29 protein-coding genes are annotated in these 26,252 nt (G+C 38.6%); 17 read left to right on the forward strand and 12 right to left on the reverse strand.

The window, feature by feature from the left end; all coding sequences use genetic code 11:
* Nucleotides 1-3: 3 nt before the first annotated feature.
* The gene (locus tag ACFX4E_RS16120; protein WP_377258644.1) at nucleotides 4-1,362 is read right to left on the reverse strand and encodes a D-serine ammonia-lyase; all 1,359 of its coding nucleotides are present in this window, start codon (nucleotides 1,360-1,362) and stop codon (nucleotides 4-6) included.
* A 162-nt stretch (nucleotides 1,363-1,524) separates the two neighbouring features.
* On the opposite strand from ACFX4E_RS16120, the gene ACFX4E_RS16125 reads away from it, so the two are divergent.
* On the forward strand, nucleotides 1,525-1,644 hold the full coding sequence (locus ACFX4E_RS16125; RefSeq protein WP_377258641.1) for a cysteine-rich CWC family protein: 120 nt from the start codon (nucleotides 1,525-1,527) through the stop codon (nucleotides 1,642-1,644).
* 92 nt (nucleotides 1,645-1,736) lie between these two features.
* Nucleotides 1,737-2,675, forward strand: a complete 939-nt coding sequence (locus ACFX4E_RS16130; RefSeq protein WP_377258638.1) for a carbohydrate kinase family protein — start codon at nucleotides 1,737-1,739, stop codon at nucleotides 2,673-2,675.
* A gap of 24 nt (nucleotides 2,676-2,699) precedes the next feature.
* On the opposite strand, the gene cyoE is transcribed toward ACFX4E_RS16130, so the two are convergent.
* Nucleotides 2,700-3,617 (reverse strand): heme o synthase, encoded by a 918-nt coding sequence (cyoE, locus tag ACFX4E_RS16135; RefSeq protein WP_252123128.1) that lies wholly within the window; start codon nucleotides 3,615-3,617, stop codon nucleotides 2,700-2,702.
* A gap of 391 nt (nucleotides 3,618-4,008) precedes the next feature.
* On the opposite strand from cyoE, the gene ACFX4E_RS16140 reads away from it, so the two are divergent.
* The 4 genes from ACFX4E_RS16140 (at nucleotide 4,009) to ACFX4E_RS16155 (ending at nucleotide 6,522) form a co-directional block, all read left to right on the forward strand.
* Nucleotides 4,009-4,623: a poly-gamma-glutamate hydrolase family protein gene (locus ACFX4E_RS16140; RefSeq protein ID WP_028408728.1), complete on the forward strand. Its 615-nt coding sequence runs from the start codon at nucleotides 4,009-4,011 to the stop codon at nucleotides 4,621-4,623.
* A 95-nt stretch (nucleotides 4,624-4,718) separates the two neighbouring features.
* Nucleotides 4,719-4,895: a hypothetical protein gene (locus tag ACFX4E_RS16145; RefSeq protein WP_169305171.1), complete on the forward strand. Its 177-nt coding sequence runs from the start codon at nucleotides 4,719-4,721 to the stop codon at nucleotides 4,893-4,895.
* A gap of 60 nt (nucleotides 4,896-4,955) precedes the next feature.
* Entirely contained in the window at nucleotides 4,956-5,564 is a 609-nt protein-coding gene (locus tag ACFX4E_RS16150; RefSeq protein WP_263035815.1) for a class I SAM-dependent methyltransferase, read from the forward strand.
* Nucleotides 5,565-6,087: 523 nt separating this feature from the next.
* Complete coding sequence (locus tag ACFX4E_RS16155; RefSeq protein ID WP_013056794.1) at nucleotides 6,088-6,522, forward strand: MerR family transcriptional regulator; 435 nt, start codon at nucleotides 6,088-6,090, stop codon at nucleotides 6,520-6,522.
* Between the two features lie 60 nt (nucleotides 6,523-6,582).
* On the opposite strand, the gene ACFX4E_RS16160 is transcribed toward ACFX4E_RS16155, so the two are convergent.
* From ACFX4E_RS16160 to ACFX4E_RS16170, 3 genes are all read right to left on the reverse strand, one after another.
* The gene (locus ACFX4E_RS16160; protein WP_013056795.1) at nucleotides 6,583-6,795 is read right to left on the reverse strand and encodes a hypothetical protein; all 213 of its coding nucleotides are present in this window, start codon (nucleotides 6,793-6,795) and stop codon (nucleotides 6,583-6,585) included.
* 129 nt (nucleotides 6,796-6,924) lie between these two features.
* Nucleotides 6,925-7,071 (reverse strand): hypothetical protein, encoded by a 147-nt coding sequence (locus tag ACFX4E_RS16165; protein ID WP_013056796.1) that lies wholly within the window; start codon nucleotides 7,069-7,071, stop codon nucleotides 6,925-6,927.
* A 141-nt stretch (nucleotides 7,072-7,212) separates the two neighbouring features.
* Nucleotides 7,213-7,521: a flagellar hook-associated protein FlgK gene (locus ACFX4E_RS16170; protein ID WP_013056797.1), complete on the reverse strand. Its 309-nt coding sequence runs from the start codon at nucleotides 7,519-7,521 to the stop codon at nucleotides 7,213-7,215.
* 220 nt (nucleotides 7,522-7,741) lie between these two features.
* Between ACFX4E_RS16170 and ACFX4E_RS16175 the strand changes: the two genes are divergently transcribed.
* Both ACFX4E_RS16175 and ACFX4E_RS16180 read left to right on the forward strand, forming a co-directional pair.
* Complete coding sequence (locus ACFX4E_RS16175; protein ID WP_025752106.1) at nucleotides 7,742-8,101, forward strand: hypothetical protein; 360 nt, start codon at nucleotides 7,742-7,744, stop codon at nucleotides 8,099-8,101.
* A 77-nt stretch (nucleotides 8,102-8,178) separates the two neighbouring features.
* The gene (locus tag ACFX4E_RS16180) at nucleotides 8,179-8,358 is read left to right on the forward strand and encodes an H-type small acid-soluble spore protein (RefSeq protein ID WP_263035814.1); all 180 of its coding nucleotides are present in this window, start codon (nucleotides 8,179-8,181) and stop codon (nucleotides 8,356-8,358) included.
* A 71-nt stretch (nucleotides 8,359-8,429) separates the two neighbouring features.
* On the opposite strand, the gene ACFX4E_RS16185 is transcribed toward ACFX4E_RS16180, so the two are convergent.
* Both ACFX4E_RS16185 and gltC read right to left on the reverse strand, forming a co-directional pair.
* Nucleotides 8,430-9,500 (reverse strand): DUF3900 domain-containing protein, encoded by a 1,071-nt coding sequence (locus tag ACFX4E_RS16185; RefSeq protein WP_025752107.1) that lies wholly within the window; start codon nucleotides 9,498-9,500, stop codon nucleotides 8,430-8,432.
* A 160-nt stretch (nucleotides 9,501-9,660) separates the two neighbouring features.
* A complete protein-coding gene (gene gltC / locus ACFX4E_RS16190; protein ID WP_060747358.1) occupies nucleotides 9,661-10,563 on the reverse strand; it encodes a glutamate biosynthesis transcriptional regulator GltC in 903 nt (300 codons plus the stop codon).
* Between the two features lie 134 nt (nucleotides 10,564-10,697).
* Here gltC and gltB point away from each other — a divergent pair, with 134 nt between their 5' ends.
* Nucleotides 10,698-15,251, forward strand: coding sequence for a glutamate synthase large subunit (gene gltB / locus ACFX4E_RS16195; protein ID WP_377258634.1), 4,554 nt, complete (start codon nucleotides 10,698-10,700; stop codon nucleotides 15,249-15,251).
* Nucleotides 15,252-15,267: 16 nt separating this feature from the next.
* On the forward strand, nucleotides 15,268-16,749 hold the full coding sequence (gene gltD / locus ACFX4E_RS16200; protein WP_013082931.1) for a glutamate synthase small subunit: 1,482 nt from the start codon (nucleotides 15,268-15,270) through the stop codon (nucleotides 16,747-16,749).
* 33 nt (nucleotides 16,750-16,782) lie between these two features.
* Here gltD and ACFX4E_RS16205 read toward each other — a convergent pair whose 3' ends face one another.
* Together ACFX4E_RS16205 and ACFX4E_RS16210 are read right to left on the reverse strand one after the other, a co-directional pair.
* Entirely contained in the window at nucleotides 16,783-17,262 is a 480-nt protein-coding gene (locus ACFX4E_RS16205) for a hypothetical protein (protein WP_047751087.1), read from the reverse strand.
* A gap of 52 nt (nucleotides 17,263-17,314) precedes the next feature.
* The gene (locus ACFX4E_RS16210; protein ID WP_028413560.1) at nucleotides 17,315-17,785 is read right to left on the reverse strand and encodes a staygreen family protein; all 471 of its coding nucleotides are present in this window, start codon (nucleotides 17,783-17,785) and stop codon (nucleotides 17,315-17,317) included.
* Between the two features lie 202 nt (nucleotides 17,786-17,987).
* Between ACFX4E_RS16210 and ACFX4E_RS16215 the strand changes: the two genes are divergently transcribed.
* From ACFX4E_RS16215 to ACFX4E_RS16225, 3 genes are all read left to right on the forward strand, one after another.
* Nucleotides 17,988-19,388, forward strand: a complete 1,401-nt coding sequence (locus ACFX4E_RS16215; RefSeq protein ID WP_377238004.1) for an alpha/beta hydrolase — start codon at nucleotides 17,988-17,990, stop codon at nucleotides 19,386-19,388.
* A 248-nt stretch (nucleotides 19,389-19,636) separates the two neighbouring features.
* On the forward strand, nucleotides 19,637-20,491 hold the full coding sequence (folD, locus tag ACFX4E_RS16220; protein WP_028408722.1) for a bifunctional methylenetetrahydrofolate dehydrogenase/methenyltetrahydrofolate cyclohydrolase FolD: 855 nt from the start codon (nucleotides 19,637-19,639) through the stop codon (nucleotides 20,489-20,491).
* Nucleotides 20,492-20,838: 347 nt separating this feature from the next.
* A complete protein-coding gene (locus tag ACFX4E_RS16225; protein ID WP_050689955.1) occupies nucleotides 20,839-21,438 on the forward strand; it encodes a DUF3298 and DUF4163 domain-containing protein in 600 nt (199 codons plus the stop codon).
* 2 nt (nucleotides 21,439-21,440) lie between these two features.
* Here ACFX4E_RS16225 and ACFX4E_RS16230 read toward each other — a convergent pair whose 3' ends face one another.
* Complete coding sequence (locus ACFX4E_RS16230; RefSeq protein ID WP_028408720.1) at nucleotides 21,441-21,707, reverse strand: hypothetical protein; 267 nt, start codon at nucleotides 21,705-21,707, stop codon at nucleotides 21,441-21,443.
* A gap of 172 nt (nucleotides 21,708-21,879) precedes the next feature.
* Between ACFX4E_RS16230 and ACFX4E_RS16235 the strand changes: the two genes are divergently transcribed.
* Together ACFX4E_RS16235 and ACFX4E_RS16240 are read left to right on the forward strand one after the other, a co-directional pair.
* Nucleotides 21,880-23,304, forward strand: a complete 1,425-nt coding sequence (locus ACFX4E_RS16235) for a phospholipase D-like domain-containing protein (protein ID WP_098333364.1) — start codon at nucleotides 21,880-21,882, stop codon at nucleotides 23,302-23,304.
* 190 nt (nucleotides 23,305-23,494) lie between these two features.
* Nucleotides 23,495-24,007: a GNAT family N-acetyltransferase gene (locus ACFX4E_RS16240; RefSeq protein ID WP_028408718.1), complete on the forward strand. Its 513-nt coding sequence runs from the start codon at nucleotides 23,495-23,497 to the stop codon at nucleotides 24,005-24,007.
* 36 nt (nucleotides 24,008-24,043) lie between these two features.
* Here ACFX4E_RS16240 and ACFX4E_RS16245 read toward each other — a convergent pair whose 3' ends face one another.
* Nucleotides 24,044-24,331: a phospholipase gene (locus ACFX4E_RS16245; RefSeq protein ID WP_308011539.1), complete on the reverse strand. Its 288-nt coding sequence runs from the start codon at nucleotides 24,329-24,331 to the stop codon at nucleotides 24,044-24,046.
* Nucleotides 24,332-24,430: 99 nt separating this feature from the next.
* Nucleotides 24,431-24,862, reverse strand: coding sequence for a MarR family winged helix-turn-helix transcriptional regulator (locus ACFX4E_RS16250; RefSeq protein ID WP_098249849.1), 432 nt, complete (start codon nucleotides 24,860-24,862; stop codon nucleotides 24,431-24,433).
* 191 nt (nucleotides 24,863-25,053) lie between these two features.
* On the opposite strand from ACFX4E_RS16250, the gene ACFX4E_RS16255 reads away from it, so the two are divergent.
* Together ACFX4E_RS16255 and ACFX4E_RS16260 are read left to right on the forward strand one after the other, a co-directional pair.
* On the forward strand, nucleotides 25,054-25,458 hold the full coding sequence (locus ACFX4E_RS16255; protein ID WP_098791407.1) for a CidA/LrgA family protein: 405 nt from the start codon (nucleotides 25,054-25,056) through the stop codon (nucleotides 25,456-25,458).
* On the forward strand, nucleotides 25,428-26,120 hold the full coding sequence (locus ACFX4E_RS16260; protein ID WP_028408715.1) for an LrgB family protein: 693 nt from the start codon (nucleotides 25,428-25,430) through the stop codon (nucleotides 26,118-26,120). Before ACFX4E_RS16255 ends, ACFX4E_RS16260 begins: the two co-directional genes overlap by 31 nt.
* Nucleotides 26,121-26,252: the final 132 nt, after the last annotated feature.

Genomic DNA, 26,252 nt, shown 5'->3' on the forward strand with positions numbered 1-26,252 from the left:
ACGTTATCTATTCATTAAATTTCTCCCTTGCTCGTAATAGCTGTTCATCACCTCAACTGGCACCATACTGCCTCCAGTTGACCATATAAGATGAGTAGCTTTTGACATATCGTTTTCTAGTCCTTGCGCTTGTATATAGGAAGACCCGCTTTTCATCAGGTGAAGAGTCCCTTGTAAACCAGCCGCTGCTGAAGGTTCTATATACATATTTTCACGATTGGCTAGCTCATAAATAAATCGGAAAAGCTGATCATCTTCTACGGTATAAATTCCGCTAATAAGCGATTTTACCGTTTCGCCTACAAAGCTAGATGGCCTTCCTACAGCTAGTCCATCGGCAGCTGTTACGTTATCAAGTCCAATATCCGTAACGGAAATGCCATCATGCAGCTCGGTCATTAATCCAAGCAACATGCAAGGAGAGTGAGTAGGTTCAGCAAAAAAGCAGTGAACGTGATCACCGTATATTGCTTTTAATCCAAACGTAATACCGCCAGGACCTCCGCCTACTCCGCAAGGTAAATAGACAAATAAAGGGTGTTCGGCGTCTACTTGAATCTGCTGCTCGGCTAGCTGCTTTTTCAAACGTAAAGCCGCAACGGAATAACCAAGAAATAAATCTCTAGACTGCTCATCGTCAATAAAATGACAGGCGGGGTCTGCTTCGGCTTGCTTTCGTCCTTCTTCCACGGCTTTTCCGTAGTCAGACTGATATTCAATAACGGTTACACCTTTAGAACGAAGTAGATCTTTTTTCCATTTTTTAGCGTCCGCTGACATATGGACAGTGACGTTAAAGCCGAGAGTAGCGCTCATAATACCAATGCTTAAACCTAAATTACCGGTAGATCCTACTGCAATAGAATAAGAAGAAAATAACTTTTTACATCGGTCTTCAGCTAGAAGAGCGTAGCTGTCTTCCTCGGTAAGCAGTCCTTCTTTGATAGCAAGACTTTCAGCAAATTTTAATACTTCATAAATGCCGCCTCTTGCTTTAATAGAACCTGATATGGGAAGATCGTGATCGCATTTCATCAATAATTTTCCTTGCAGCATGTTATTCATTTGTTGATTTAAATAGTCTTTCATGTATGCAACTTCTTGAAGAGGTGATTCAATGATTCCTTTTGATGCTTTCAGCTCAGGAAAAGCGATTTGAAGAAAAGAAGAAAAGCGAGAAAGTCGTTCTTTTGCATCTTTTATATCTTTGGTATGTAAAGAAAGAGAAGAAAGTGCTTCTTGAGCAGGTTTTATATAAGGATTTATCCAAAGTATTTCCCGTTTATTGATTAAAGGTGTTAATAAAGGATATTCATGCATCCATGTAGCAAGGGGTTTTTGGTGAAATAAATTTGTCGTCATAAAGGCTCCTTTCGCAATATGTTATTTCCTTTATATGTATAGTACCAGGAATAGAAGAAGTTGAAAACGAAAATATCAAAAAGCAGAAAGCGCATTTTAACCACCTCTTGTATACTAATAAAGATAATCTATACAACTGCATAGAAAAAAGGAGAGGAATTCATGGCATTTTCAGGCGATGATAGCAGATGTCCTATCTGCGGAGAAAAAAATAACTGTGCTTCTGTACAAGATAGAGAAATAGAAAAGTGTTGGTGTATGCAGGAAGTTTTTACCCCCTGATCTGTTTAAACAAATTCCTTTAGAAAGCAGAGGAAAAGCGTGTGTATGTGTCAAATGCGTTGGGAGACAGAAGAAAGAAGGTGAGGATTAACTTGAAAAAAGGAATTATTTCATACGGTGAGGCATTTATTGATTATATTGCTAAAAACGAATTTAACACTAGCTTTACCCCTTTTTTAGGAGGTACAACGGTTAATGTAGCAGTCGGAGTTCAGAAGTTAGGAACAAAAGCATATTATATCTGCAAGTTGGGCAGTGACGAAACAAGTGATTTTGTAAGAAAGAATCTTTTAATTGAAGGAGTGAATCAAAGCGGCTGTGTAATATCGGAGATTAAAAAAGTTTGTGAAGTGTATGTACATAAAAGTAAAGAAGGAGATCGCTACTTCCATTCCTACATAGATTCTACACCTCATGAGCAAGTGTATAAACATGAGCTGCAGGAAGCTTTATTTGAGCAGGCAGCGATTTTTTATTTTGGATCAGGTACGTTGTTTCATCCAATTTCCCAGGAAACTACAAAAGAAGCTGTGAAGCTCGCAAAAAAACATCGTATGCTTGTAGCGTTTGATCCAAATATTCGAATGAAAAGATGGGAAAGTGAAGCAGCATGTAGAAATATCGTGACACCGTTTTTGTCCGAAACAGACATTTTGAAAATCTCTCAAGATGAGCTCCTACTTTTGATGAATTCAGCAGACCTGACAGAAAGCCTAGAAAAACTGAGAGCGTATCATATTCCGTACGTATGGGTCACTCAGGGAGAAAATGGCGCAGTAGCCGTTACTGCAAATCAAACGCTTCATGTGAGTGCAAAAGAAGTGCAGGTGATAGACACGATGGGAGCGGGTGATGCATTTATGGCAGGAATTTTATGGTGTGTTCACGAAAAAGGATTACCTGAAAGTGAGGAGTCACAGAAGCAGTACACAATGTTTGCTAACGCGTTAGGTGGAGCAGTTTCGGCAAGGTACGGAGGAATGATTTCGCTTAAAGCAAAAGATGTATCTAGTATAAAAGCAGGTAGCTGATAGCTACCTGCTTTTGAACGTTTATTATTTAAAAAATGACAGTATAATCATAAGGGCAAAAATAATCGTAAGATGGTTCAATGAGAACACAAACATTAAAGTAGCCCATTTTGTATCTTCTAATTTTTTAAATCCAACAATCCCAAGAAGCATCCACACTAGTGTTAAACCAAACATTGTAAATGCGATAATTTTACTAAACGATAAAAATAAGAAAGATGCCGCTAGCAAAATAACTAGGTATACAAGCGTTTGGATTTTGGAACGACGAATCCCTTTTACTACAGGAAGCATTGGTACACCTGCGGCTTTATATTCCTCAAGTCTTCTAATCGCAATAGCGTAGAAGTGAGGAGGCTGCCATAAAAACATAAATACAAACAATCCAATGGCTACCGGATGAAATAAGTCTGGTGAAATAGCGGCCCAGCCAATGATTGGAGGCATAGCTCCAGAAATACTTCCGACTTCGGTATTATAAATAGTTGTACGTTTTGTAAGCATAGTATAAGGAACTACATAAAAGAAAAATCCTAAAATACCCATAATGGCGGCCATGTTAGAAACTAAAAATAAAATGCCTACACCGATAACAAATAAAGCCAGTCCTAGCCATAGAGCAAATTTAGGGTTGACCGCTCCTGTTACCGTCGGTCTGTCTTTCGTACGTTTCATGATCGCATCAATATCACGGTCATAAAAGTTATTAACTGCCCCAGCTCCTCCTACGACAAAGGATGTCCCAATTAAAGCCAAAATAATGATAGGAATTTGTGTCACAAAGCTTAAGTCATTAACAGCAATTGCGAGACAAAGCCCAGCAACCATTCCTAGTGAGTTCGATTTAATAATCCCAGTTTTTATAATAGCACTGATTACTTCCCGGGAAAAATACTGATTGATAGGAAGTGATTCCTTTGTGATAACTTCGGTATTTTTCACAGCAATTCTCCTTTTTGAGCTTATTCCTACATGAATAAACCTAATCTTTATTAATCAACTAAACTATTTTAACAAAAAAATATCGTAATTACATCAAGGTTGCTCGTAAAATTTGTTAACATTCCTTGAACTTTTTAAAAAAACAAAGAATAATGTCGAATTACCAATTAAAAATAAGTACATCCTTTATTATAAGATAAAAATGGAATGCTTAAAAATGAAAATTTTGACTATCTGGTGAACTTTTAACGAGCAAGAAACTCGAACTTAATCGTACCATATTTATTGGTAATTGCAATCACATAGTATGTGATGAAAGAAAAGATGTGGTACATTAAAGAAAGAACTAATAAGTTTATTTACTATGTCTTATTCACAAGGAGGATATATGATGCCAGATAAATATGCTAGCTTCTCTGAACTTGCCTCTCATGAAGTATACAACCAAGACTACAAAATTCAATTCGAAATCAGACCTTCTAACATTATTATGCTTGCGATACACGGCGGTGGTATCGAAACTGGAACATCCGAACTTGCTGTTGGGCTAGCAGGAAACGAATACTCGTACTATATATTTGAAGGGTTAAAGAAATCAGGAAATGCCGATCTTCATATCACATCCACTCATTTTGATGAACCTCATGCGTTAACTATTATATCGAAAGAAGACTATGCCGTATCTTTTCATGGATACAATGATAAAAGTGAAAAACACACTAAAATCGGCGGTGCTGACAAAGCATTAAGATCCAAAGTGTATGAGGCGCTTGTTTCCAAAGGTTTTAGCACAGAAATTTTATCAGATCAAGACCCTTTTTCCGGTACAAGCCCTAGAAATATAACCAATAAAACAGCTAGGAGGATGGGTGTGCAAATTGAGATAAGTAAAGCGCAAAGAGAAGCTTTTTTTGCAACTAACACGAGAAATGAACGTAAAAATTCGAAAACCCAGGAATTTTTTGAGTATATATCAGCTATTAGAAGCGCATTTCCTCTTAGATAAAACAGATACGTTTAGTATTTATTAAACAGGTTAGATTTATTACGGACATGTTTGTGGTATACATATAGTAACTACATATACTGGAGGAGATAATCATGAAAACATTTGACCAAGAAGATACCCTAGAACGTCTTAAAGCCTCTTATCAATATTTAAAAAGCGTAGACGTACGGGGAATCAGCACATTAGATGATCAAAAACGAGCGGAAGCTGTGCAGTTAATCGAAGAGATTGGTCTTAAAATATCAGAAATGCGTGTGAAAGTAGAGTGAGAAAAAAGAGAAGGACATCTGTCCTTCTCTTTTTCAACAACTATAAACAGGAGATTGGCCATGAATGAGCAATATTATGACGCTTTATTAAATATAAAAACAACGGGAGAACAAAAGGGATTCAATGATTCATTTCATTACCATCGTTATGAACCTACGCCTTATAGTGCATTAGAAACACTTTTCACTCAGTATGAGCTAACAAGCAGCGATAGAATTGTCGACTTCGGGTGTGGAAAAGGAAGGCTGAATTTTTATGTGAACTACCTGTGCAATGCCACCGCTGTAGGGGTAGAAATGAACGAGCACTTTTATGAGCAGGCCATAGATAATCAGAGGCTCTATTTAAAAAAAGCCAAGGGTCGCAAACATCCTATTCATTTTCAGTGTTGTTTAGCCCAGGAATATAAGATTCATCCGCTAGACAACTGCTTTTATTTTTTTAATCCTTTTTCAGTTCAAATTTTTATCCAAGTAGTGAACAATATTTTGCTTTCGTGGGAAGAGAATAAACGCGAGATTGATTTGATTTTATATTATAGTTCGGAGGATTATCTTCATCACCTCGAAAAACACCCTTCTTTCATTTTAAAAGAAGAGGTAATGCTGCCAGAGTTGGATCGTAAAAACCCATATGAACGGTTTTTGATTTATAAAGTAGCTTATTAAGACGAACTATTTACTGTTTGATAAAGCTGTATCTTGACGGTTCTATTGAACAAATCAGCAGGAGGTGGAAAAATACCTGCTGATTTTATTTATAACTTTTTAGAAATTAAAGCATAACACTTTATTATGTAAGCGCTTTCTGTTATAATGAAATTAGGTTGGATAGCATGCGTGGCTATCGGTGTACTCAGCGCAGGCGGGGCTAGTACAGAAAGAGAAGGCTACATACAAGTTAATAAACATTTAGTGGATAGAAATAAGAACTCTCAAAAACAAATTTATTAATTTGTATGCTAAATCGTAAATTAACAAAAACGGCATTTATGATAAGGTTTTAGAGAAAAGAACCCAGCATATACTGTATAAGCAATTTTTTTACTCTAAAAAAGGGTAAAGAAATTGCTTATTTATTTTTAAATAAGTGCCCAGCTGTTCAGATTTGTTTTGAGATATCTAACGTTAGTGTATAATAGTAACAAGTATGAAAAGTTGACATTGTGAATTGATTAAAGGGGATTTAAAAATGAGTGAACTAAAAATAGATGATGTAGCGAAGCAAAGCGGTTTAACAAAACGTACAATTCGTTATTATGAACAAATCGGACTGATGCCAGCACCTCCAAGAAGTGAAGGTGGATTTCGTCTGTACACCGAAGAACATGTAGAATTTTTAAAGAAAATTACGAATGCCAAAGAAGTCATGGGTTTTTCACTTCAAGAATTACAGGAATTTCTTGCTTTAAGTGATACTCTTGAAATACAAAAAATGGATTATAGGCAAGTGAAAGGAACAAGTCAACAAAAAGAAAAGTTAGAGCAAGTATTACATACGGTAGAAGAGCAGCTCAAGCTGATTGAACAGAAAAAGAAAAACATCTTAAAAGTAGAGTCTGACCTTCTGTCACTGAGAGATCGTGCTAAGACTGCAATTGTAAAATTTGAGCAGGAAGAATCATAAAAAGCAGGCGCATTCACCAGAAGAGTGCGTCTGCTTTTACGGTTTTTATAGGGCATTGATTTACGATTGTGAAGTGTTTTCTTCTAGCTGTACCCCTAAAAGAAGTAAAATAGCCTGTATCCCATCGGCTTTTCCACTGTGAAAGCTTCTTGTCTCAGCATCCAAAGCTTCATTTACAGATTCCATCATATTTGATTCGTACAAGTCTAAAATTAATTGTTTTCCTTCGGGGCTCAAATGCAGCTGCCCGCGTTCCTTCATTTTAAACTTCAACTTCTTCAACTCCCTTTCCCATAATACTATCAGTATACAAAATTAATAACATTTACGTAAACGTTAATTTTTGTATATGGACAGAAGAACGTATTGAGTATAGGTACTAAGTGAGGTGAGAGATACTGATTACCCTTTGCTTGTTTTAATGTTTGTCAGCTTATAGCCGCAAGCTGAGCATGTATAGATAACGTTTTGATTGGACTGAGCAGTTAAAACGGTAGCAAGCTCTTTTTGAGAATGACAGTTAGGACAAATAACAACAGGGGATTTCATGTGATTTTCTCCTTTTCTTTTTCATAGTCAAATTTTATTTTATGTAAAGTTTAATCAAATATCCTTTGTGCTATCAAAAACGACGGAAGACATGTAAAAAAGCATTCTCGCTCAAAAGAAACGGGAATGCTTAAGCTGAGTTTAAAATCCGTCCTGGCTTGCTGTAAATGGAATGTTAAGTCTTCTTTCTACATTGCGTAAGCGCTGATTTAATCTGTTTATACGATCAGTATGTCGCTCCACAACGCGATTTAAACGAGTAATTTCTCTGACTTGCTCCTCATTTTGTCTCTCAAGGGCACGAATTCTTCGTTCAAATCCTCCAAGATTTTGAAGCTGCTGTCTTTCATCGTATTCTTCATGCTGTGGTACGTAAGGGGGATAGTATTGTTGAACTGAGTAATCAACTTGTTGAGGAATGTATCCAGGGTTGAAATAATAAGGGTTCATTAGGGCACCGCTCCTTTTACATAGTAATTTCAAATCAAACACGATATAACGTATGCGAAGATAAGAAAAATGCTATAGGCACATACCTAAAGACATTCTGTATTTAAAAAAGGAAAGTATTTTTAAAAGTCAAAAGGAGATAGCCGATCTTGTCTTGAATATGCAAAATAGAAAAGCTTCTTTTTTAGACACTTTATTTAAGAAAGAGGGAAAGTGACTAATGGCTCAAGGAAAACAAAAACCAGCACCTAAAATAGAAGAATCAAAAGCTCCGCCTGCAAAGAAACAAAAGTCGAAGAGCCGAAGCACTAAAAAAGCGCAGCCTCCTACATCGCCCTGGGTAAAAGCTGCTTCCATTTTATCTAACATTGATTTCATTCGTTTGTTTCGAGTGCTGTTTCTTGCTTTAGTGGTTGCTTTTATTGTGTATCAATATATTTTACTTACAAAGGGGATCTTCATCAAAACATATGCGGCCCTTTGGCATCATCACAAAATGCTCTTGCTGGCTGGAGCTGCATTCATTACCTATACTTCTTTCGTATTTTACCTTGGCTACCGCACCGCTAAAAAACGGTAGAACTGCTCTAGGGGGCGAATAGCATCTATTCTTTAAACAAACCTTATATGTATATCAGCATAGAGGGGGGAAGAAACGTGGACAAGCAGCGAGCAAAACAAATTGCTGATTCACCCGTTATGGCTAACGTTACGTATAACGATACGGCCGTTTATATTCAACATGTAAGCGAAAAAAATGATACGGTAAGAATTTATCCGCTAGGTCAGCCAGAAAATGAACAAAATGTTTCCGTGAGCCAATTAGTAGAGAATTAAGGTGGATAAATAGAGCTAGTTTTTCAGTTAAATAAAAGCCAGAGAGCTATGTTGTACTCTCTGGCTTTTATTTATTCTTCCCACTTCTTACTGCTGATTTTCTCAATAATTCCGTGCAAATCACCTGGCTTATGAAACTCAATTGGAGACGCGCCTTTTTCAAACAGAATCGATTCTGCTTCAATTAACGCCACGTAGCGTCCGTTCACTTTTGCTAAGTGAATATTTTCCCCGAAATCAGCTAACAGTCCTTTAATCTCTGTTTCGCCAAGCTTCATTTTAAGCTCTGCATCAGGGGTATGCTCGACGATATGAGCAGCAGCTTCCATGACTTGATGCGTATCTAAACGTTCTTGAAGCTCACGCTTTTCACTTGTTGCCCACAGTTCCATGTCCGATTCAAACTGTTCGAGTTCTACGCTTTCTGCTTCAAACGTTTCGCTGACGTGTTCACGCACCATATCCATTACTTGTGTTTTCATAATCTCAGGCATCGGCTCGTTGTAGTCAATAAATTTCAAGAAGTCTTCAAAGTAACGAGCGTGAGACGCTTGGTGGATGACAAGTTCACTTTCTTCGACCATGCCTTCTTCAGGCATGTATGGGTATTGAATAGATTTCATGTTTTTAGTAGTAATCGCCATTTCTACGTGACGAATAAGGGTTGATTCATCTGAAATTGAAGCCACTTTTGGTTCGAAGTCACATTTTAAAATAAACACAAAAGCATGATCAAAATATTTTCTTGGAACAGCAGATACAACTAAAAATGCTCCTCCTCGAACGGCTGCAGTATCAAGGTATGCATTGATAAACTGTTCGCTATTTTCTTCAAATTCTTCTTTGGTTGTGGCAAAACGAGTGCGGTGAAATAAATTATAATTAGGGTTTGAGTCGAGAGCGTGGCCTGGTTCAACTATAAAATACCCGAGCTTTGTAGGCACTTGTTCTGCTTTGGGGTGTCGCTCTACTTTGCGTTTTACAATTTTTTTAAATTCACCGTCTAAAAAATCTTTAATGGAACTTTCGTCATATTCTTCTGTATCAAGCGTTTGAAAATGCTTATATTGTTTAGAAGCCTGTTCTTCTTTTCCTTCTACTTGTATTACGTAAAATGATAAAAAATTAATTTTAAAATCCATAGCAGTCACCTTGTTTCTTTTTAGTCAGTTACTTCAGTATAAGAAAGAGTCCGGTAAGCGTCAATGCCTGTTAGCTTTAGGGGAAGAAGATCTATTTATACAATTGATCAGCTGAGGAATAGTGTATAAAGCAAAGAATAAGAGAGGCAGGGGGCCTCTCTTATTTATACTGCTCCAACCGTTCAAAAAAGGTTTTGACAAACTTATAAAAAATTTTATCAGAAGGTGCTAAATCACGATTTCGAGGAATAATCATCCCGACTGTACGCTGAAGCTGCGGCGTATGAATAGGGAGTTTAGTCGTAAAACGAGGAGTCGTTTCAGACACTGTGCTTTCAGGAAGAAGCGTGACGCCGATTCCTGCGGATACAAGACCTTTAATCGCATCTAAATCTTCTCCTTCAGATGAAATATTGGGCATGAATCCTGCTTGTTTGCAAGCGTCAAAGGCCATTTTATGTAAAATGAATCCTTTTGGAAATAGCACAAAATCTTCATTTCTTAAATCCCGCAGCCGAATGCTATCCCGTTCAGCGAGCGGATGATGAGAAGGAACAAGGGCTAAAAGATTTTCAGTGAATAGAATATGGCCTTCTATACTCTGGTCCTCTACAGGTACAGGGCCTAAAAAAGCGATATTAATATCTCTTTTTTTAACCGATTCAATTAAAAATTTATACGAACCTTGTCTAAGATGAAAAGCAACATTTGGGTGTTCTTCTTTAAAGGCTGATATAATAGTAGGAAGAAGGTGACTGGCAAGGCTTGTGGGAAATCCGATTTTAATCGTTCCTCTTTCGGGATCCAGGTATTCATCAATTTGTTCTTTCGCATAGTCAATAGCTTTCATAGCCGTCTCCGTATGCTCAAGAAAGACTTTTCCTATTGCTGTTAACTTGACATTTCTTCCTTCGCGTTTGAATAAACTAACACCTAGCTCAGACTCCAGGTTCGCGATTTGACGGCTGATCGCTGATTGAGCTACATGCAGATATTCTGCCGCCTCAGATACGTGTTCTCTTTTTGCAACTTCCATAAAATAGCGTAATTGACGCAGTTCCATAGGCATCCTCCATCTATATATATCAAAATTAGATTAGTTTTATCTAAATTATATATTGTTTATATTGATTTGAAAACTTACAATGTAAACAGGTGATCTTAAAAAGATAAAGAAAACGAACGGGGGAGAAGAAGATGACATACAATCAAATGCCAAAAGCTCAAGGTCTCTACCGTCCTGAATTTGAGCACGATGCATGTGGAATCGGACTATACGCTCAATTGAAAGGCGTAGCGTCACATGATATCGTTAAAAAAGGACTAAATATGCTTTGCCAGCTTGACCATCGAGGCGGACAGGGAAGCGATCCGCTAACAGGAGATGGAGCTGGATTAATGGTGCAAATTCCACACGCGTTCTTTAAAAAGACATGCGTTGAATTGAACTTGCCTGAAAAAGGTCGTTATGGAGTTGGAATGATCTTTTTCTCAAATAACGAAGACGAGCGTCGAGAAATCGAAGCTTATATTAATAAATTAATTGAAGAAGAGGGACAAACGTTACTAGGTTGGAGAACTGTACCTGTAAATGTCGGAAAAATCGGAAAAGTTGCAAAAGAAAGCTGTCCGTACGTACGACAAGTATTTATTGGGGCAAATGACGGTATTCAAGATGACTTAGCGTTTGAACGCAAGCTATATGTTATTCGTAAGCAAGCGGAAAATTGGGCGCAGGCGCGTCGAAACCGTTTTTATTTTACGAGCCTTTCAAGTAGAACAATTGTGTACAAAGGGTTATTAACGCCTGAGCAAGTTGATGCTTTTTATCTTGACCTACAAGATGAAGACTTCACTTCAGCGTTTGCTTTAGTGCATTCTCGCTTTAGCACAAACACGTTCCCAAGCTGGGAAAGAGCACATCCAAACCGTTATTTAATTCATAACGGTGAAATCAATACGCTTCGCGGTAATCAAAACTGGATGAGAGCACGTGAACAGCAGTTTGTTTCGGACGCATTTGGTAAGGATTTGCCGAAGGTTCTTCCAATTTTAGATGCTGAAGGAAGCGACTCATCCATGTTAGATAATGCGCTAGAGTTCTTTGTATTGGCCGGCCGCAAGCCAGCGCATGCAGCGATGATGCTTATTCCGGAGCCTTGGTCTGAGAATCCGCACATGTCAAAAGAAAAACGTGCTTTCTATGAGTATCATAGCGCATTAATGGAGCCATGGGATGGTCCGACTGCTATTTCGTTTACGGATGGAAAGCAAATCGGTGCTATTTTAGACCGTAACGGTTTACGTCCAGCTCGCTATTATGTTACAAAAGATGATTACATCATCCTTTCATCAGAAGTAGGCGTCATTGATGTTGAAGATGAAAATGTATTATATAAAGATCGTTTAAGCCCAGGTAAAATGCTTCTAATCGATTTAGAGGAGGGCCGAATTATTTCAGACGAAGAAATTAAATCTGAAATGGCACAGGCTGAGCCTTATCAAGAGTGGTTAGATGAACAGCTGGTAACGTTGCCAGAAGTGCAGGAAGAAAAATCTGAATACTTCGATGATTTGGTCATTCGCCAGAAGTCATTTGGCTACACGTATGAAGATATTCATAAATATTTAGTTCCAGTTATTACAGAAGGAAAAGATCCGCTTGGTTCAATGGGTAATGATACTCCATTAGCCGTGTTGTCTGATCGTCCTCAATCGCTGTTCAATTACTTTAAGCAGCTATTTGCTCAAGTAACCAATCCACCGATTGATGCTATTCGTGAACAGTTGGTTACATCAACAATGACATTGCTTGGTGCAGAAGGGAATTTACTGCATCCAACCAAAGAAAATATTCATCGAATTCAGCTTGAGACACCGGTTTTAACAAACGATCAAACTGATCAGCTGAAGTCTGCCATTCATCCAGATTTCAAAAGTGCTGTTATATCTGCTGTATTTACAAATGATTTAAAAGCAGATCTTGATCGCGTATTTGCTGAAGCTGAAGCGGCGATTAACGCAGGTGCTAGCATTCTTGTTCTGACAGACCGTGAAGCGGGAGCTCAATCCGTAGCTATTCCAGCTTTATTAGCGGTTAGCGGACTGCACCAGCACCTAGTGCGAAAAGGAAACCGTACAAAGGCGAGCATTGTAGTGGAAACAGGAGAAGCGCGCGAAGTGCACCATTTTGCAGCACTGATTGGTTACGGAGCAGACGCAATTAATCCATATCTTACTTTTGCAACATATCAAAATGAAATTAACGCAGGTACGTTGAACGTATCGTATGACTATGCTGTTGAGAAATATGTAAAAGCCGTTACTGAAGGTGTTGTAAAAGTAATGTCTAAAATGGGCATTTCAACGGTGCAAAGTTATCGGGGCGCACAAATTTTTGAAGCAGTTGGAATCAGTGCAGAGGTTATCGAGCAATATTTTACAGGTACTGCCTCGCAACTTGGCGGTATCGGTTTAGATGTTATTGCAAAAGAAGCGAAAACGCGTCACGACAATGCTTATGTTGAAACAATTGAGCAAACGTTAGAGTCAGGAAGCGACTTCCAGTGGAGACACACGGGCGAGCATCATGCGTTTAATCCAAAAACAATTCACACGCTGCAGTGGGCTTGCCGTAAGGGAGATTACAGCTTATTTAAAAAATTCTCTGAATCGGCTAATGAAGAACGCATCGGTTTCTTGCGCAACCTATTCTCGTTTAATGGAACGCGTTCATCTATCTCCATTGATGAAGTGGAATCAGTTGATTCGATTGTAAAACGTTTTAAATCAGGTGCTATGTCGTTTGGATCTTTAAGTCAAGAAGCTCATGAAACATTAGCGATTGCGATGAACCGTTTAGGCGCACGCAGTAACAGTGGAGAAGGTGGCGAGCACCCTAGCCGCTACACTGTGGATGAAAATGGAGATAATCGCCGCAGTGCGATTAAACAGATTGCTTCTGGCCGTTTTGGAGTGAAAAGTCATTACCTTGTGAATGCGGATGAGCTTCAAATTAAAATGGCACAAGGTGCAAAACCCGGAGAAGGCGGTCAGCTTCCAGGAAACAAAGTATATCCATGGGTAGCAGATGTGCGTGGATCAACGCCAGGAGTAGGCTTAATTTCACCTCCTCCACACCACGATATCTACTCGATTGAAGATTTAGCACAGCTTATTCATGACTTAAAAAATATAAACCGTGATGCACGAATCAGCGTCAAACTCGTTTCAAAAGCAGGAGTAGGAACGATTGCTGCCGGAGTAGCAAAAGGAGTAGCGGACGTTATCGTTATTAGCGGCTACGACGGAGGTACGGGAGCATCTCCAAAAACAAGTATTAAACATACGGGACTACCGTGGGAACTGGGCTTAGCGGAAGCTCATCAAACGCTTATGTTAAACGGTCTTCGCGAAAAGGTAGTGCTTGAAACAGACGGTAAATTAATGACGGGTAAAGATGTAGTCATGGCAGCACTTTTAGGAGCAGAAGAGTTTGGTTTTGCTACGGCGCCTTTAATTGTTTTAGGCTGTATCATGATGCGTGCGTGTCACTTAGATACATGTCCAGTTGGAGTGGCGACGCAAAACCCAGAGCTTCGTAAAAAGTTCCTAGGAGAAGCGGATCACATCGTTAACTATATGAAATTTGTTGCACAAGAAGTACGCGAAATTATGGCTGAACTTGGATTTAAAACAGTAGATGAAATGGTTGGACGTACAGACGTATTAAGCGTTAGCGAACGTGCAAAAAATCACTGGAAGGCGCAGCACTTAGACTTAACAACTCTTTTATATCAAGCTGAAGGTGTACGTACTTTTAAAACACCTCAAAACCATAAAATTGACGAATCTCTTGATATGCAAAAAATCTTGCCAGCGGTACAGCAAGCAATCGAGCATAAGTATCAAGTCGAGTTAGAACTGCCAATTTCTAATATTAACCGTGTAGCTGGAACAATTGTAGGAAGTGAAGTTACAAAACGTTACGGTGAGAAAGGTCTGCCAGAAGATACGATTACTCTTCGATTCACTGGCTCTGCAGGACAAAGTTTTGGTGCATTTGTTCCAAAAGGAATGTCTATGTATCTAACTGGAGATGCAAATGATTATATCGGAAAAGGGTTATCAGGAGGTAAAATCATCGTTGCTCCACCTAAGGAAACAACAGCTGTGTCAGGTGAAAATGTTATCGTCGGGAACGTGGCATTTTACGGTGCAACAAGCGGTGAAGCTTATGTTAGCGGGCTAGCAGGAGAACGTTTTGCGGTTCGTAACAGCGGTGTGAACGTAGTGGTTGAAGGAATTGGCGATCATGGCTGTGAATATATGACTGGCGGACGCGTTGTCGTATTAGGTGATGTAGGTAAAAACTTCGGTGCGGGAATGTCTGGCGGTATTGCTTACGTATTTGCTGATGATCAAGAAGCATTCAAAAACCTTTGTAATAAAGACATGATTGGGTTTGAGAGCTTAAAAGGAGAAGAAGCAGAAGAAGTAAAAGAGATGATTGCAAATCACCTAAAATATACTGACAGTCATAAAGCAGCATTTGTATTAGAAAATTGGGAAGAATCGCTTTCGAAATTTGTAAAAGTGATTCCGAATGATTATAAACGCATGATGAATCGCATTGAAGAGCAAAAAGCAGCTGGGTTAACGGAAGAAGAAGCAGCTATGAGTGCGTTTGAGGAAAATGCAAAACAAGAAAAGAAAGCATCGGCAAAACAACAAGAAGCGGTAGCTCAGTAAGAAAGGGGAGAGTACGATGGGAAAACCAACAGGATTTATGGAAATCAAACGTGAAAAAGGGAAGGAACGTGACCCGTTAAAACGTTTAGGTGATTGGAAAGAGTATGCTGCTCCTTTATCTGATGAAGCGCTAAGCCGTCAAGGAGCACGATGTATGGATTGTGGCACACCTTTTTGCCACATGGGAATGGATATTAATGCTTTTACTTCTGGATGTCCAATCTATAACTTAATTCCAGAGTGGAATGATTTAGTTTATAAAGGACGCTGGAAAGAAGCTTTAGAGCGTTTAATGAAAACGAACAACTTCCCGGAGTTTACAGGGCGCGTTTGTCCTGCTCCGTGTGAAGGTTCCTGTACGCTTGCTATTTCAGATCCAGCGGTTTCGATCAAGAATATCGAACGCGCTATTATTGATAAAGGCTTTGAGAATGGGTGGATTACTCCGCGTATTCCGGAGAAAAGAACAGGCAAAAAAATTGCTGTTATTGGCTCTGGACCAGCAGGCTTAGCGAGCGCAGATCAGCTGAATCAAGCGGGTCATTCAGTAACGGTATATGAAAGAGCAGATCGTGCCGGTGGTTTATTAACATATGGAATTCCAAATATGAAGCTAGATAAAGAAGTAGTGGAAAGACGTGTTCGCTTATTGACACAAGAAGGTATTGATTTTGTAACGAATACGGAAGTTGGAAAAGACATTACTGCTGAAGAGTTAAAAGAACAATATGATGCTGTCATTTTGTGTACAGGAGCTCAGAAACAAAGAGATCTAGTATTAGAAGGTCGTGAAGCAAAAGGAGTTCACTTTGCAATGGACTACTTAACAACTTCAACAAAAAGCCTTTTAGATTCTAACTTCAAAGATGGTCAATTTATTGATGCTGAAGGAAAAGACGTTATTGTTATTGGAGGCGGAGACACGGGAGCTGACTGTGTAGCTACTGCTCTTCGTCAAAAATGCCGCAGCGTTGTTCAGTTTGGTAAACATCCTCAGCTTCCTGCTGAGCGTACGGCAGATAATATGTGGCCTGAATATCCACATGTATTTAATCTTGAATATGCTTATGAAGAAGCACAGGCGAAATTTGGGGACGATCCACGTGAATATTCAATTCAAACGAAAAAAATCGTGGCAGATGAGCAAGGCAATCTGAAAGAACTTCATACGGTTCAAATGGAAAAAGTAAAAGGTGAAAATGGACAGTACATCTTTACCGAAATTCCAGGAACAGAAAAAGTATGGCCAGCTCAGCTTGTCTTTATTGCGATTGGGTTTGAAGGTCCAGAGCATCCGGTTCTATCAGCGTTTGGTGTTGAAACGAAAAATCGTCGCGTAGATGCAGCGTATGGAAATTACAAAACAAATGTTGAAGGTGTTTTTGCTGCTGGTGATGCTCGTCGTGGGCAAAGTTTAATCGTATGGGCTATTCATGAAGGTCGTGAAGTAGCTAAACAAGTTGATAGCCATCTAATGGGAGCAACTGTATTACCATAACAAAAAACCGTCACAATTGTGGCGGTTTTTTGTTTATCTAGGATTTGGCACTTCATTTCCTCTACGTAAATTTTCAAATGAAACGGTTAAAATCGTGTTAGTAATTCGAACTTGTGAAACAGGGGAAACGCTGTATAAGTTAAAAAGTTCAAATATCCAGGGATCACGTTTTTTCAGCTGTCGCGCGGCTTTTTCGACGCGTTCGTTAATAGATCCGCTGTAATTGTTATAGTTATCATCAACAAATCTTACAATGGAACGAAATAAGTATTCTGTTAGTTTGCTATCCATCCCGCCTCGTTGAGCATCTCTGTAGATGGACTGATACTGGCGTTTTAAAATTTTCATCACTCTGTCTACATCGCGTGTAGATCTAACTTCCTCTTCTTCATGCAGGATATAAGAAAATAAGTCTTCATTGTATCTATAAGGTTCTAAATAATTTTCATTCGTAGTAGGAACCACTGGATGGTAGTAGCGCGGCATATAGGGGTAAACCCATTGACTGTACATGAGATATTCACACCTTCCTCGTTCATTTCCCATTAGTTTATGCACTAGCGTGCTAGCTGCTGCATGTTTGTTTTAAATAAAATTTAGGGGTTTGATAATAGGACCACCCTCTAAATTCTTGATAAGTCGATACGAAATAAATGTAAATCGGTGTATTTAGCAAGTCTGGATAATGTTGAAAAAACGCTTGGTCTCCGTAAAATATTGCTTCTAAAGCAAGCGGAAGCTCCCGGCGGAAAATGTGATAACGAAGCTGTGCTTGCTCGCGGCTGAACTCACCTCCGCTAACAAAAACTTCGCCTTGAATAACTGCTTGTCGGTCTGTTACGTGAAGAGCAGCTAGTACTTCATCACGCATATTTTTATCTATCGCCTTGTTGTTATATGAGCATCCGATGCTTAAAAAAAGCTGACCGGTTGTATCAGAATGAGTAAGAGTATATTTTCTTCCAGAAACCGGATAGGAGGAAGTAGCAGGGGGAATGAGAGTCGTAGAGAGTTTTGAAGAATTAAACGAACTCATAGTCATTGACACTCCTTTTTTTGAATAAATTTCAATATTATACGGCGCTATGGGCTCAGATGTGATAAATGTCTACTTTCTTTCTGCAACAAAGGCGTTTTGATGTACTTTTCGAGAAATGAATGGTAATATTTAACTAAAATTATGCGTGTACAGTCCCCGAAGATTGTCTTCAAAAGCAAATGTGAATGGAGGTTATCACTTGAATATCACAACGTTTGACGGTAAGTATGGAAACTGGTTAACGACTAAAAACCCTCTTCAATTTCAAGCAGCGACTGCCTATGGGAACATTGGGCTGGCTCCTATCTATTGGGGAACAAAAGAAGAAAAAAATGGATGGTATTACATGTATCAGCCTGAAGAAATAACGGGCGTTCAAGTAGAAGGTGAAGTTGATGGTGGTAAATTTCTCATTCGAATTCCCGATGATTGGAATGGAAAGTTAGTTATGTCAGGAGTCCCAGCTACCCGAGATGAGAAATCAACGGATTTACTATTCAGCGACTATGTGTTGGCAAAAGGGTTTGCGTTTGCTGCTTCTGATAAAGGAACTCAGGGAGAAGAAGTGAGAGATGATCCATTTGCTAAAGCAAAGAACGCTCTAGTCAAAGAAGAAGACTCCATTAGAAAATGGCATATTCAATACCGAGAAGTGACAAAAATCGCGCAGAGATTTTTATTTGAAAATTATCGTCACAAACTTCAAAAAGAAGTGACAGAATATTTTGATATAAAAACGTATGCGTTAGGTATTTCTAACGGGGGTTATGTTGTTCGCTATGCTTTAGAAAACGACGGGAAACATGGAGAGCCTCAGCTTTTTAATGGAGGCGTTGAATGGGAAGGGGTTATGTGGCGAGCTGATCACGATAACTTGATTACTTCCTTAACACCTGTTGTAAATCATGCCGAAGAAGCACTGTGCACCGTAGGTGAATCGCAAAAAGAAGCTTTGCACCGTTTGTATCAAGCAGGGTTGCCAAAAGGATCTGAGTTTTTATGGCCATATCATGACCAGTATTATTGGTTTTTAACGCTTAATATATATAGAGATGAGTTTGACAGTCAAGCACCTGGAAGCATTCCATGGCAAAAATACTTGACTCTTTTTGAAAACGGAGTTAGAGACCGTTCGTTAGATTCTATTTTTGAAAAGTATGATTATCAAGAAAGACCGCAAGATGTAAAGCAAAGAGTTCGTGAAATTGAAAATACAGGTGATATTTCCGTTCCGTTGATAAGCATTACAGGGTCGTTAGATGCTCTTATTTTTCCGGATATTCATGCTTATCCTTATGAACAACTGGTAAAAGATTCTGGTAAGCAGCACCTTCATCGTCACTATGTAATTGAAAATGGCAACCACATTGATAGCTTAGTATGGAATCATCAAATTGACCCAGATCGAAAGCTTCAGCCTCTCCTGCCTTATGTGTATCAAGGATTTGAACTGCTATGTGATTGGGTGGAGAATTTTGAAGAACCTCCGAAAAATAAGAAAATAAGTGCGCCTCTCAAGGAAATGCATGTAAAAGATCTAAAAACAGAGGAAGACGTGCTGCCGTTGACTACAAAGAAAAGCATATCAACAGAAAAATAAATCGTTCAAAACCGTGCCGAAGGTGCGGTTTTTAATTTGGAAAAGCAATGTTTGAATAAAAACACCTTTGGTGAATACAAAATATTATAGTACGATAAGAATGGAATATACGTTATTTGTTATTTATTTTCATCTATTTAAAATAAAAATAATAAAAACATTGAACAAAACCGAACTTTTGTGTTAGATTAATAACTATAATTCGTACATTTATTAAATGGCTACAGTTGAAAGGAGCAAAAAACATCATGACAGCGAAAGTAATTAAAGGAAAAGAAGTAGCGCAAGAACTGCGCGCCGCATTAAAAGAAGAGGTAGCTCAATTAAAAACAAAAGGTATCGTTCCTGGTTTAACCGTGATTTTAGTAGGAGAAAATCCTGCTTCGCAATCATATGTAAAAGCAAAAGCAAAGGCTTGTGAAGAAATCGGTGTTGCATCTGAAATTATCAAACGTGACGTAACGATTACTGAAGAAGAGCTTTTAAACGAAATCCATCACTTGAATGGAAATCCATCTGTTCATGGTATTCTTATTCAACTTCCATTACCAAAACATATTGATGAAAAAGCAGTATTAAATGCTGTATCTCCTAAAAAAGATGTAGATGGCTTCCACCCAGTAAGCGTAGGGAATATGGTTATTGGCGATGAGTGCTATTTACCATGTACACCACACGGCATCGTTGAGTTAATTAAACGTTCAGGTGAAGAAATTTCAGGTAAACATGCGGTAGTAATTGGACGAAGCAATATTGTTGGTAAACCAGTATCCATGCTGTTACTTCAAGAAAGTGCAACGGTAACAATTGCTCACTCTCGCACAAAAGATTTATCTGCTTTAACAAAACAAGCTGATATTCTTGTGTCAGCTGTAGGACAACCTAGACTTATTAAAGCAGATGATATTAAGCCGGGTGCGATTGTAATTGATGTAGGTAACACAATGGAAAATGGTAAACTCGTTGGTGATGTTGATTACGAAGCGGCTTTAGAAGTTGCAGGTTATATCACACCAGTACCAGGCGGAGTTGGCCCGATGACCATCACAATGTTATTAAAAAATACGGTAGACGCTGCTAAAACAATTAACAACGTAAAATAACAAGAAGTAAAAAAGAGGCTGAGACAAAGGTATTTTCGTTGAAGGAAGATCCGAACGAGTTTGATTCTTGATTGAGAATCAAACTCGTTCGGATTTTTTCATTGATAAAGTTAACATAGGTTTCATGTATGAGTGTGCTTCTAGCTGGTGATTGGAGGGCAAGGCGAAGACTTCCGCGGAAATCAATAGCGGTGGTGTTACAAGCAATCCATACTAGAGCATTTATCCAGTTTGTTTGTCTTTAGGTTGGATTGATTTCGCTATGTCTGAATCTTTCTTTGCTTCAGTAATGGAATGGAGGCTAAAAGAATAGAATGTAACAACCTGTATACAAAGAGGAGGAAGCGATGGTTACGTTACCTGCAACCGTATATTCTCAACAAATGGTGAAGAAAAAGTTAAACGTTTATTATCCAGTTGTACATTTGACTAATCAAGCTGTTCAGCACAGCATGAACAGTAAAATTTTGCAGCGCACGAATGAATTAATTCGTCAGCAGGGATATGGAGAAAATCCGGATACAGAAGAAACGGGTTATTATGAGTTGAAAACGAACGAGCGAAATGTACTCAGCTTAACACTTGTCAATTTTGCTTATTCCGGGGGAGCGCATGGTTTGACCGTGGTCGTTCCGTTAACGTTTAATGTGCTGACTGGAAAAACGTATCAACTCAAAGATCTATTTAAAAAAGACAGTAATTACGTGAGCATTCTTTCTAAAATAGTAGGAGAGCAAATAAAAGAGCGCGATATTATGGTTCTTGGAGAGTATAAAGGAATTAAACCAGATCAAGATTTTTATATCGCCGATAAATCACTTGTGCTCTTTTATCAGCTGTATGACCTGGCCCCTTACGCATATGGAATTCCTTACTTTCCAATTTCTATCTACGCTATTCAAGATATTATTGAAGATGAAAGTCCACTTGGACAAATGTTTGGATAAAGTTATAAAAAATTGCGGTGCGGCCGTACGTATCTTTTTAATTCGGCCGCTAACTGCTGACGAAGCGAACGAACGCTAATCGCTTCAGCAATATCTTTTGCTACAGGAAAGACCCCAATATTAGTGATATGAACACGAAGATAACCCTCATACAAGCATCCTCCCTCCGCATGCTTGATTTTGGTGCGTACCACAGCTTCTATTTTATCGTTTTCATTTTGCAAAGGGTAAGAATCTGTGATATGAAAACGAAAAGAATATTCCTCCATCACCATCATCCTTTTTTCTATGATATGTACTAGCATACTATACAAATAGTGAATCAGAAAAAATAAATGTGTCAAAAAGACAAAGCGCAAAGCAATCAAGGAAGCAGTTTCTTGCATGTAATGGTCCTTATTTGTGAACGATAACAGAAAAAGACAAGAAGCTGGAGTTGCGATGATAAAAATAGCATTCAAAGGATTACTTATTATTTTATCTTTATATATTCTGTACGTGGTTATAGCGGCGGTGGTTCTCTTTTATGTACCTTTAAAAACAGGAGAGGGAACGACCTCAATTAAACCGACTAGCTTTTTTGGTCACAGGGAGTCTACGGACCGAGTGAGACTTCTTGAAGATGGTTATGAGGCAGGAAGAGTTCGTATTCAAATGATTCAAGAAGCTGAGAAATCGATTGATATTGCTTATTACTCAATAGGAAAAGGAGAGTCAACTGATTTAATTATGGCCGCTCTTTTTAAAGCAGCTGATCGAGGCGTCCATACTCGCGTTCTCTTAGATGGGATAGCTAACGGCTTACGAGGAAATCGAAGAGGCGTGCTCTATGCATTAGCTTCACATCCCAATATTGAAGTGAAGTATTACGAACCGCTTCAATTGTTTAAACCTTGGGCGTGGCAAAATCGTATGCATGACAAAATAATGATTGTAGACGGTAGACTAGGTATAATAGGAGGACGGAATATAGGGGACAAGTATTTGGCTAAAAAGCCTCCTCCAGATTTCGTCTATGATCGTGATGTCTTTATTACAAACAGCAAACATAAACAAGATAGCGTCATCACTCAAATGCAAAATTATATAAATGAATTATGGGCTCATCCTTACACTAAAAAAGCTTTTTATCATCTCACGCAGTACCAGGTCGATCAGGGAAAGAGGATGAAAGCTTTGCTGCTGCAGCAATATGATAAAGCTAAGCAAGTAGGAGAAACGTTTGCGACGCCTAAGATTAATTGGAATGCTTCCACCGTTCCTACAAAGCGTGTTTCTTTTATACATAATCCAATTGAACGCTTTAATAAACGACCTTTTATGTGGAAAACGTTTATTAATCTGGCAGAAGCAGCTAACCGCTCTGTTCTTATTCAAAGTCCTTATGTGGTGCCAACCAATGCGATGAGAAAGTATATAGCAATGAAAAAGAATCCAGCTGTTCAATGGACGCTACTCACAAATTCAGTTACATCTACGCCCAATGTGTTGGCTTTTTCCGGGTATATAAGTATGCGTGATACGATTGTGAAAACAGGTGTAAAGCTTTACGAATACCAAGGACCTTATTCGATTCATGCAAAGTCTGTGATTTATGATCAAAGACTCAGTGCCGTAGGCTCTTTTAATTTAGATTCCCGTTCTACATTTTTGAATAATGAATCCATGGTCATTATCGATAGTCAAGAATTTGCAAAAAAGCTGACGATGGCGATGGAAAACAAAATGGATAAAAGTGTCCTTATTGCTAACCATAAGCGATGGATTAAATCTCCTGACATCCAAAAGACAGAAGAACCTGTTATGAAGCGGACCTTCCTATACGCCCTTGCAAAAGTGACAAGGTTTTTTAAGGAATTTATTTAAACAACTGGCAGTAAAACAAAAAGCACTCAATGGTATATTCGTTGGGTGCTTTTTGTTACATATCTTATAAATAAATGAATAAACAAACTTATCACATAATGTAAATTATCCTCTTTTATTTATTGGAAAAACTAGGTAGTATAAACATAATAAACAAAAAGGAGGAAGGCACGTGGAAACCCCCGTTTTAATGAAACCAGATGCAGCTTATAAAGAGGCTTATATGAACTTTTATCATGAATGGAAAGCAAGCGGAGAAAAAATGATTCCGTGGGTAATTGATAAAGAACCTGCTTACTTTGAAAAAATGGTTCAAGAGTTGTTAGATGCAGAAAAAGGGATCGGGTTAAAAAAAGGATATGTACCCGATTCCACCTACTGGCTAATGCATCACGAAAAAGTAATAGGCGTAGTTAATATCCGCCATGAGCTAAGTGAAATACTGCGAAACAGCGGAGGACATATAGGTTATGGTATTCGGCCGAGCGAAAGACAAAAAGGATATGCGAAGCTGCTACTGAAGTTATCTCTTCAAGAAATTAAAAAGCTGGGAGTTCAACGGGCATTAGTTGTGTGTGATGATTGGAACACCGCTTCTCGTCGAACTATTCTGGCAAACGGTGGTGTACAAGACGAGGATTATATAGAAGAGGACGGAACTGTTGTTCAACGCTTTTGGATTCACACGGATAAAATGGCATAAGAAAGAGGTGAATTTTTCAATTCTCCTCTTTTATGCTTAGTCATATTGTTTTAAAGCTAACTTCAGTCGCATATAGGTATACATGGCGTATGCCTGTCTTCCTTTTAAACTGTACGGATTTGCTTTGGAGCAAAGACAGTCAAGAAATTGCTCATCACATGAGCGGCATGATCCGTAATCTTCATAACATAAATCATGGTATTTGCAGCAGCAGTCTACATCGTTTACCGGACATCCGGGACCACTGCATCCGGGACCACACCATTTATAGCCGGGGAAGAGGCAGGGCGCGGCTTTCCGTTTGTTCGGAACAGACATAATCATACATCCTTTTCAATAGTCTCTTTACATTAAATGCAAAAAAGAGAAAAGAGACAGGGACAAACACCTTGCAGCAGCAGCCTAATTTTCATGAATTTCTATTTAATCGATAAATGCGTCATTCATCCGCATTAATAGTTTGCCAAACAGCTCCTTTTCTTCATTTGACCATTCCTTTAACATACTATGATAGCGTTCAAGGCGCATTTGCTTATCAGTTTGCAGCATTTCTTTTCCACGTGGTGTGATGTCAAATAGGCTGACGCGTCCATCCGAAGGATCAGAGGAACGGGAAATAAACTTTTTATTTTCTAAAGCAGATGCTTGTCTAGACAGAGTTGAAATGTCGAGTTTAAATGCTTCTGCCAGCTCTTTTACACGAGCTGGTCCAAATTCATCTAATTGCCGCAATAATAAATAAGCTGATCTTTCTAGATTTCCTATTTTATTTTCAGAATTATCAAGATAGACGGCTCGTCTAATAAAGGTAGTAAGCTCATATTCAATCAATTCAATTGAATTTTTTTCTTGCATTATAATCTCTCCTTACAAAATCATTCATTGACAAAGAAATATATACTTGTATAATACAAATGTATATATAGTTGTATAGTACAAGTAAAAGCAGGTAAAGTAAAGGATGTTTATATAGTTAAATGTTAGACAACATGACAAAATAAAGAGAGGAGGACAGCTGTTCTTTATCTATAGGACAGCGACCTATAATGAAAGTGATACGAATCATTTTACAAATCGCGATTCTTTATGCTTTTTCTATGATTGGCGAAGCTGTTCACCACATGCTTCACCTGCCTATTCCAGGCAGTATTATAGGCTTAATTTTAATGCTCATTTGCTTAACGTGCAAAGTTGTTCCCATCAAAGTGATTGAAGACGGAGCAAGCTTCTTGTTATCTTTTTTACCTTTATTATTCATACCAGCTATGGCAGGAGTGATGAATTATCCTTCGCTTCTTTCAAGCAACGGAGCGATTTTATTTTTAATTATTGTGCTTAGTACAATCATTACGATGGCTGCCGCGGGGGCTGCCAGTCAACTTTTAGAAAAGAAAGCGAACAAACGAAAGGAGAAACAACAGTGCAAGAATTCTTTATCGCGCTCTTTATAATCATAGCTACAGTTGCTCTGTATCTAGTCATGGCAAAAATATACGTACGGTTCTCTTACCCAATCCTTATTCCAGTTTTAACTACAACCGTATTCGTTATTCTTCTTTTGCTTGCCTTTCATATTTCCTATGACGAGTATATGATTGGAGGCAAATGGATTAATTCACTTCTGGGGCCAGCGGTTGTTGCATTAGCGTATCCACTGTATAAACAGCGTGAGATGCTAGTAAAATACAGCATTCCTATTATTGGAGGAGTGTTTGTAGGATTATTTGCAGGCATGATTAGCGGACTCGTGTTCGCTGAAGTATTCGGCATTGACCGAAGCCTGATTTTATCCATTGTTCCTAAGTCTATTACCACTCCCGTTGCAATTCAAATTGCCACGGGACTAGGAGGGGTTCCATCCATGACTGTGGTATTTGTTATGATTGCAGGCTTTTCGGGAGTAATTCTTGGACCTTTACTTTTAAAGTGGATTCGTATTAAAAGTTCTTTAGGAAAAGGAATTGCCCTAGGCAGCGCTTCTCATGCGCTAGGAACTTCTAAAGCATTTGAATACGGTGAACTAACGGTATCGATGAGCTCGGTATCAATGACGTTAAGCGCTGTACTGGGCTCGGTTTTTGGGCCGATTGTTGTCTGGCTATTCCAAGTGTAAAGTGAGATAAGTAAATACAGAAAACAATCCTGTTTGAGTTCAAACAGGATTGTTTTCTCTGTCAAATTACGAATTTTATTCGTAGCAAACTTTCAGTTGTGCGGCTCTTGCTCTGGTACTATAATAAAAAGA

It is taken from the genome of Priestia sp. YIM B13491, assembly GCF_042787605.1.
Lineage (GTDB): Bacteria > Bacillota > Bacilli > Bacillales > Bacillaceae_H > Priestia > Priestia megaterium_E.

Excerpts from the sequence above, each read along its gene's own strand:
- ACFX4E_RS16120 (WP_377258644.1), bottom strand. The coding sequence starts at position 1,362 with ATGACGACAAATTTATTTCACCAAAAACCCCTTGCTACATGGATGCAT.
- ACFX4E_RS16125 (WP_377258641.1), top strand. The coding sequence starts at position 1,525 with ATGGCATTTTCAGGCGATGATAGCAGATGTCCTATCTGCGGAGAAAAA.
- ACFX4E_RS16140 (WP_028408728.1), top strand. The coding sequence starts at position 4,009 with ATGCCAGATAAATATGCTAGCTTCTCTGAACTTGCCTCTCATGAAGTA.
- ACFX4E_RS16145 (WP_169305171.1), top strand. The coding sequence starts at position 4,719 with ATGAAAACATTTGACCAAGAAGATACCCTAGAACGTCTTAAAGCCTCT.
- ACFX4E_RS16150 (WP_263035815.1), top strand. The coding sequence starts at position 4,956 with ATGAATGAGCAATATTATGACGCTTTATTAAATATAAAAACAACGGGA.
- ACFX4E_RS16155 (WP_013056794.1), top strand. The coding sequence starts at position 6,088 with ATGAGTGAACTAAAAATAGATGATGTAGCGAAGCAAAGCGGTTTAACA.
- ACFX4E_RS16165 (WP_013056796.1), bottom strand. The coding sequence starts at position 7,071 with ATGAAATCCCCTGTTGTTATTTGTCCTAACTGTCATTCTCAAAAAGAG.
- ACFX4E_RS16170 (WP_013056797.1), bottom strand. The coding sequence starts at position 7,521 with ATGAACCCTTATTATTTCAACCCTGGATACATTCCTCAACAAGTTGAT.
- ACFX4E_RS16175 (WP_025752106.1), top strand. The coding sequence starts at position 7,742 with ATGGCTCAAGGAAAACAAAAACCAGCACCTAAAATAGAAGAATCAAAA.
- ACFX4E_RS16185 (WP_025752107.1), bottom strand. The coding sequence starts at position 9,500 with ATGGATTTTAAAATTAATTTTTTATCATTTTACGTAATACAAGTAGAA.
- gltC (WP_060747358.1), bottom strand. The coding sequence starts at position 10,563 with ATGGAACTGCGTCAATTACGCTATTTTATGGAAGTTGCAAAAAGAGAA.
- gltB (WP_377258634.1), top strand. The coding sequence starts at position 10,698 with ATGACATACAATCAAATGCCAAAAGCTCAAGGTCTCTACCGTCCTGAA.
- gltD (WP_013082931.1), top strand. The coding sequence starts at position 15,268 with ATGGGAAAACCAACAGGATTTATGGAAATCAAACGTGAAAAAGGGAAG.
- ACFX4E_RS16205 (WP_047751087.1), bottom strand. The coding sequence starts at position 17,262 with ATGTACAGTCAATGGGTTTACCCCTATATGCCGCGCTACTACCATCCA.
- ACFX4E_RS16210 (WP_028413560.1), bottom strand. The coding sequence starts at position 17,785 with ATGAGTTCGTTTAATTCTTCAAAACTCTCTACGACTCTCATTCCCCCT.
- folD (WP_028408722.1), top strand. The coding sequence starts at position 19,637 with ATGACAGCGAAAGTAATTAAAGGAAAAGAAGTAGCGCAAGAACTGCGC.
- ACFX4E_RS16225 (WP_050689955.1), top strand. The coding sequence starts at position 20,839 with ATGGTTACGTTACCTGCAACCGTATATTCTCAACAAATGGTGAAGAAA.
- ACFX4E_RS16230 (WP_028408720.1), bottom strand. The coding sequence starts at position 21,707 with ATGGAGGAATATTCTTTTCGTTTTCATATCACAGATTCTTACCCTTTG.
- ACFX4E_RS16235 (WP_098333364.1), top strand. The coding sequence starts at position 21,880 with ATGATAAAAATAGCATTCAAAGGATTACTTATTATTTTATCTTTATAT.
- ACFX4E_RS16240 (WP_028408718.1), top strand. The coding sequence starts at position 23,495 with ATGAAACCAGATGCAGCTTATAAAGAGGCTTATATGAACTTTTATCAT.
- ACFX4E_RS16245 (WP_308011539.1), bottom strand. The coding sequence starts at position 24,331 with ATGATTATGTCTGTTCCGAACAAACGGAAAGCCGCGCCCTGCCTCTTC.
- ACFX4E_RS16250 (WP_098249849.1), bottom strand. The coding sequence starts at position 24,862 with ATGCAAGAAAAAAATTCAATTGAATTGATTGAATATGAGCTTACTACC.
- ACFX4E_RS16255 (WP_098791407.1), top strand. The coding sequence starts at position 25,054 with ATGAAAGTGATACGAATCATTTTACAAATCGCGATTCTTTATGCTTTT.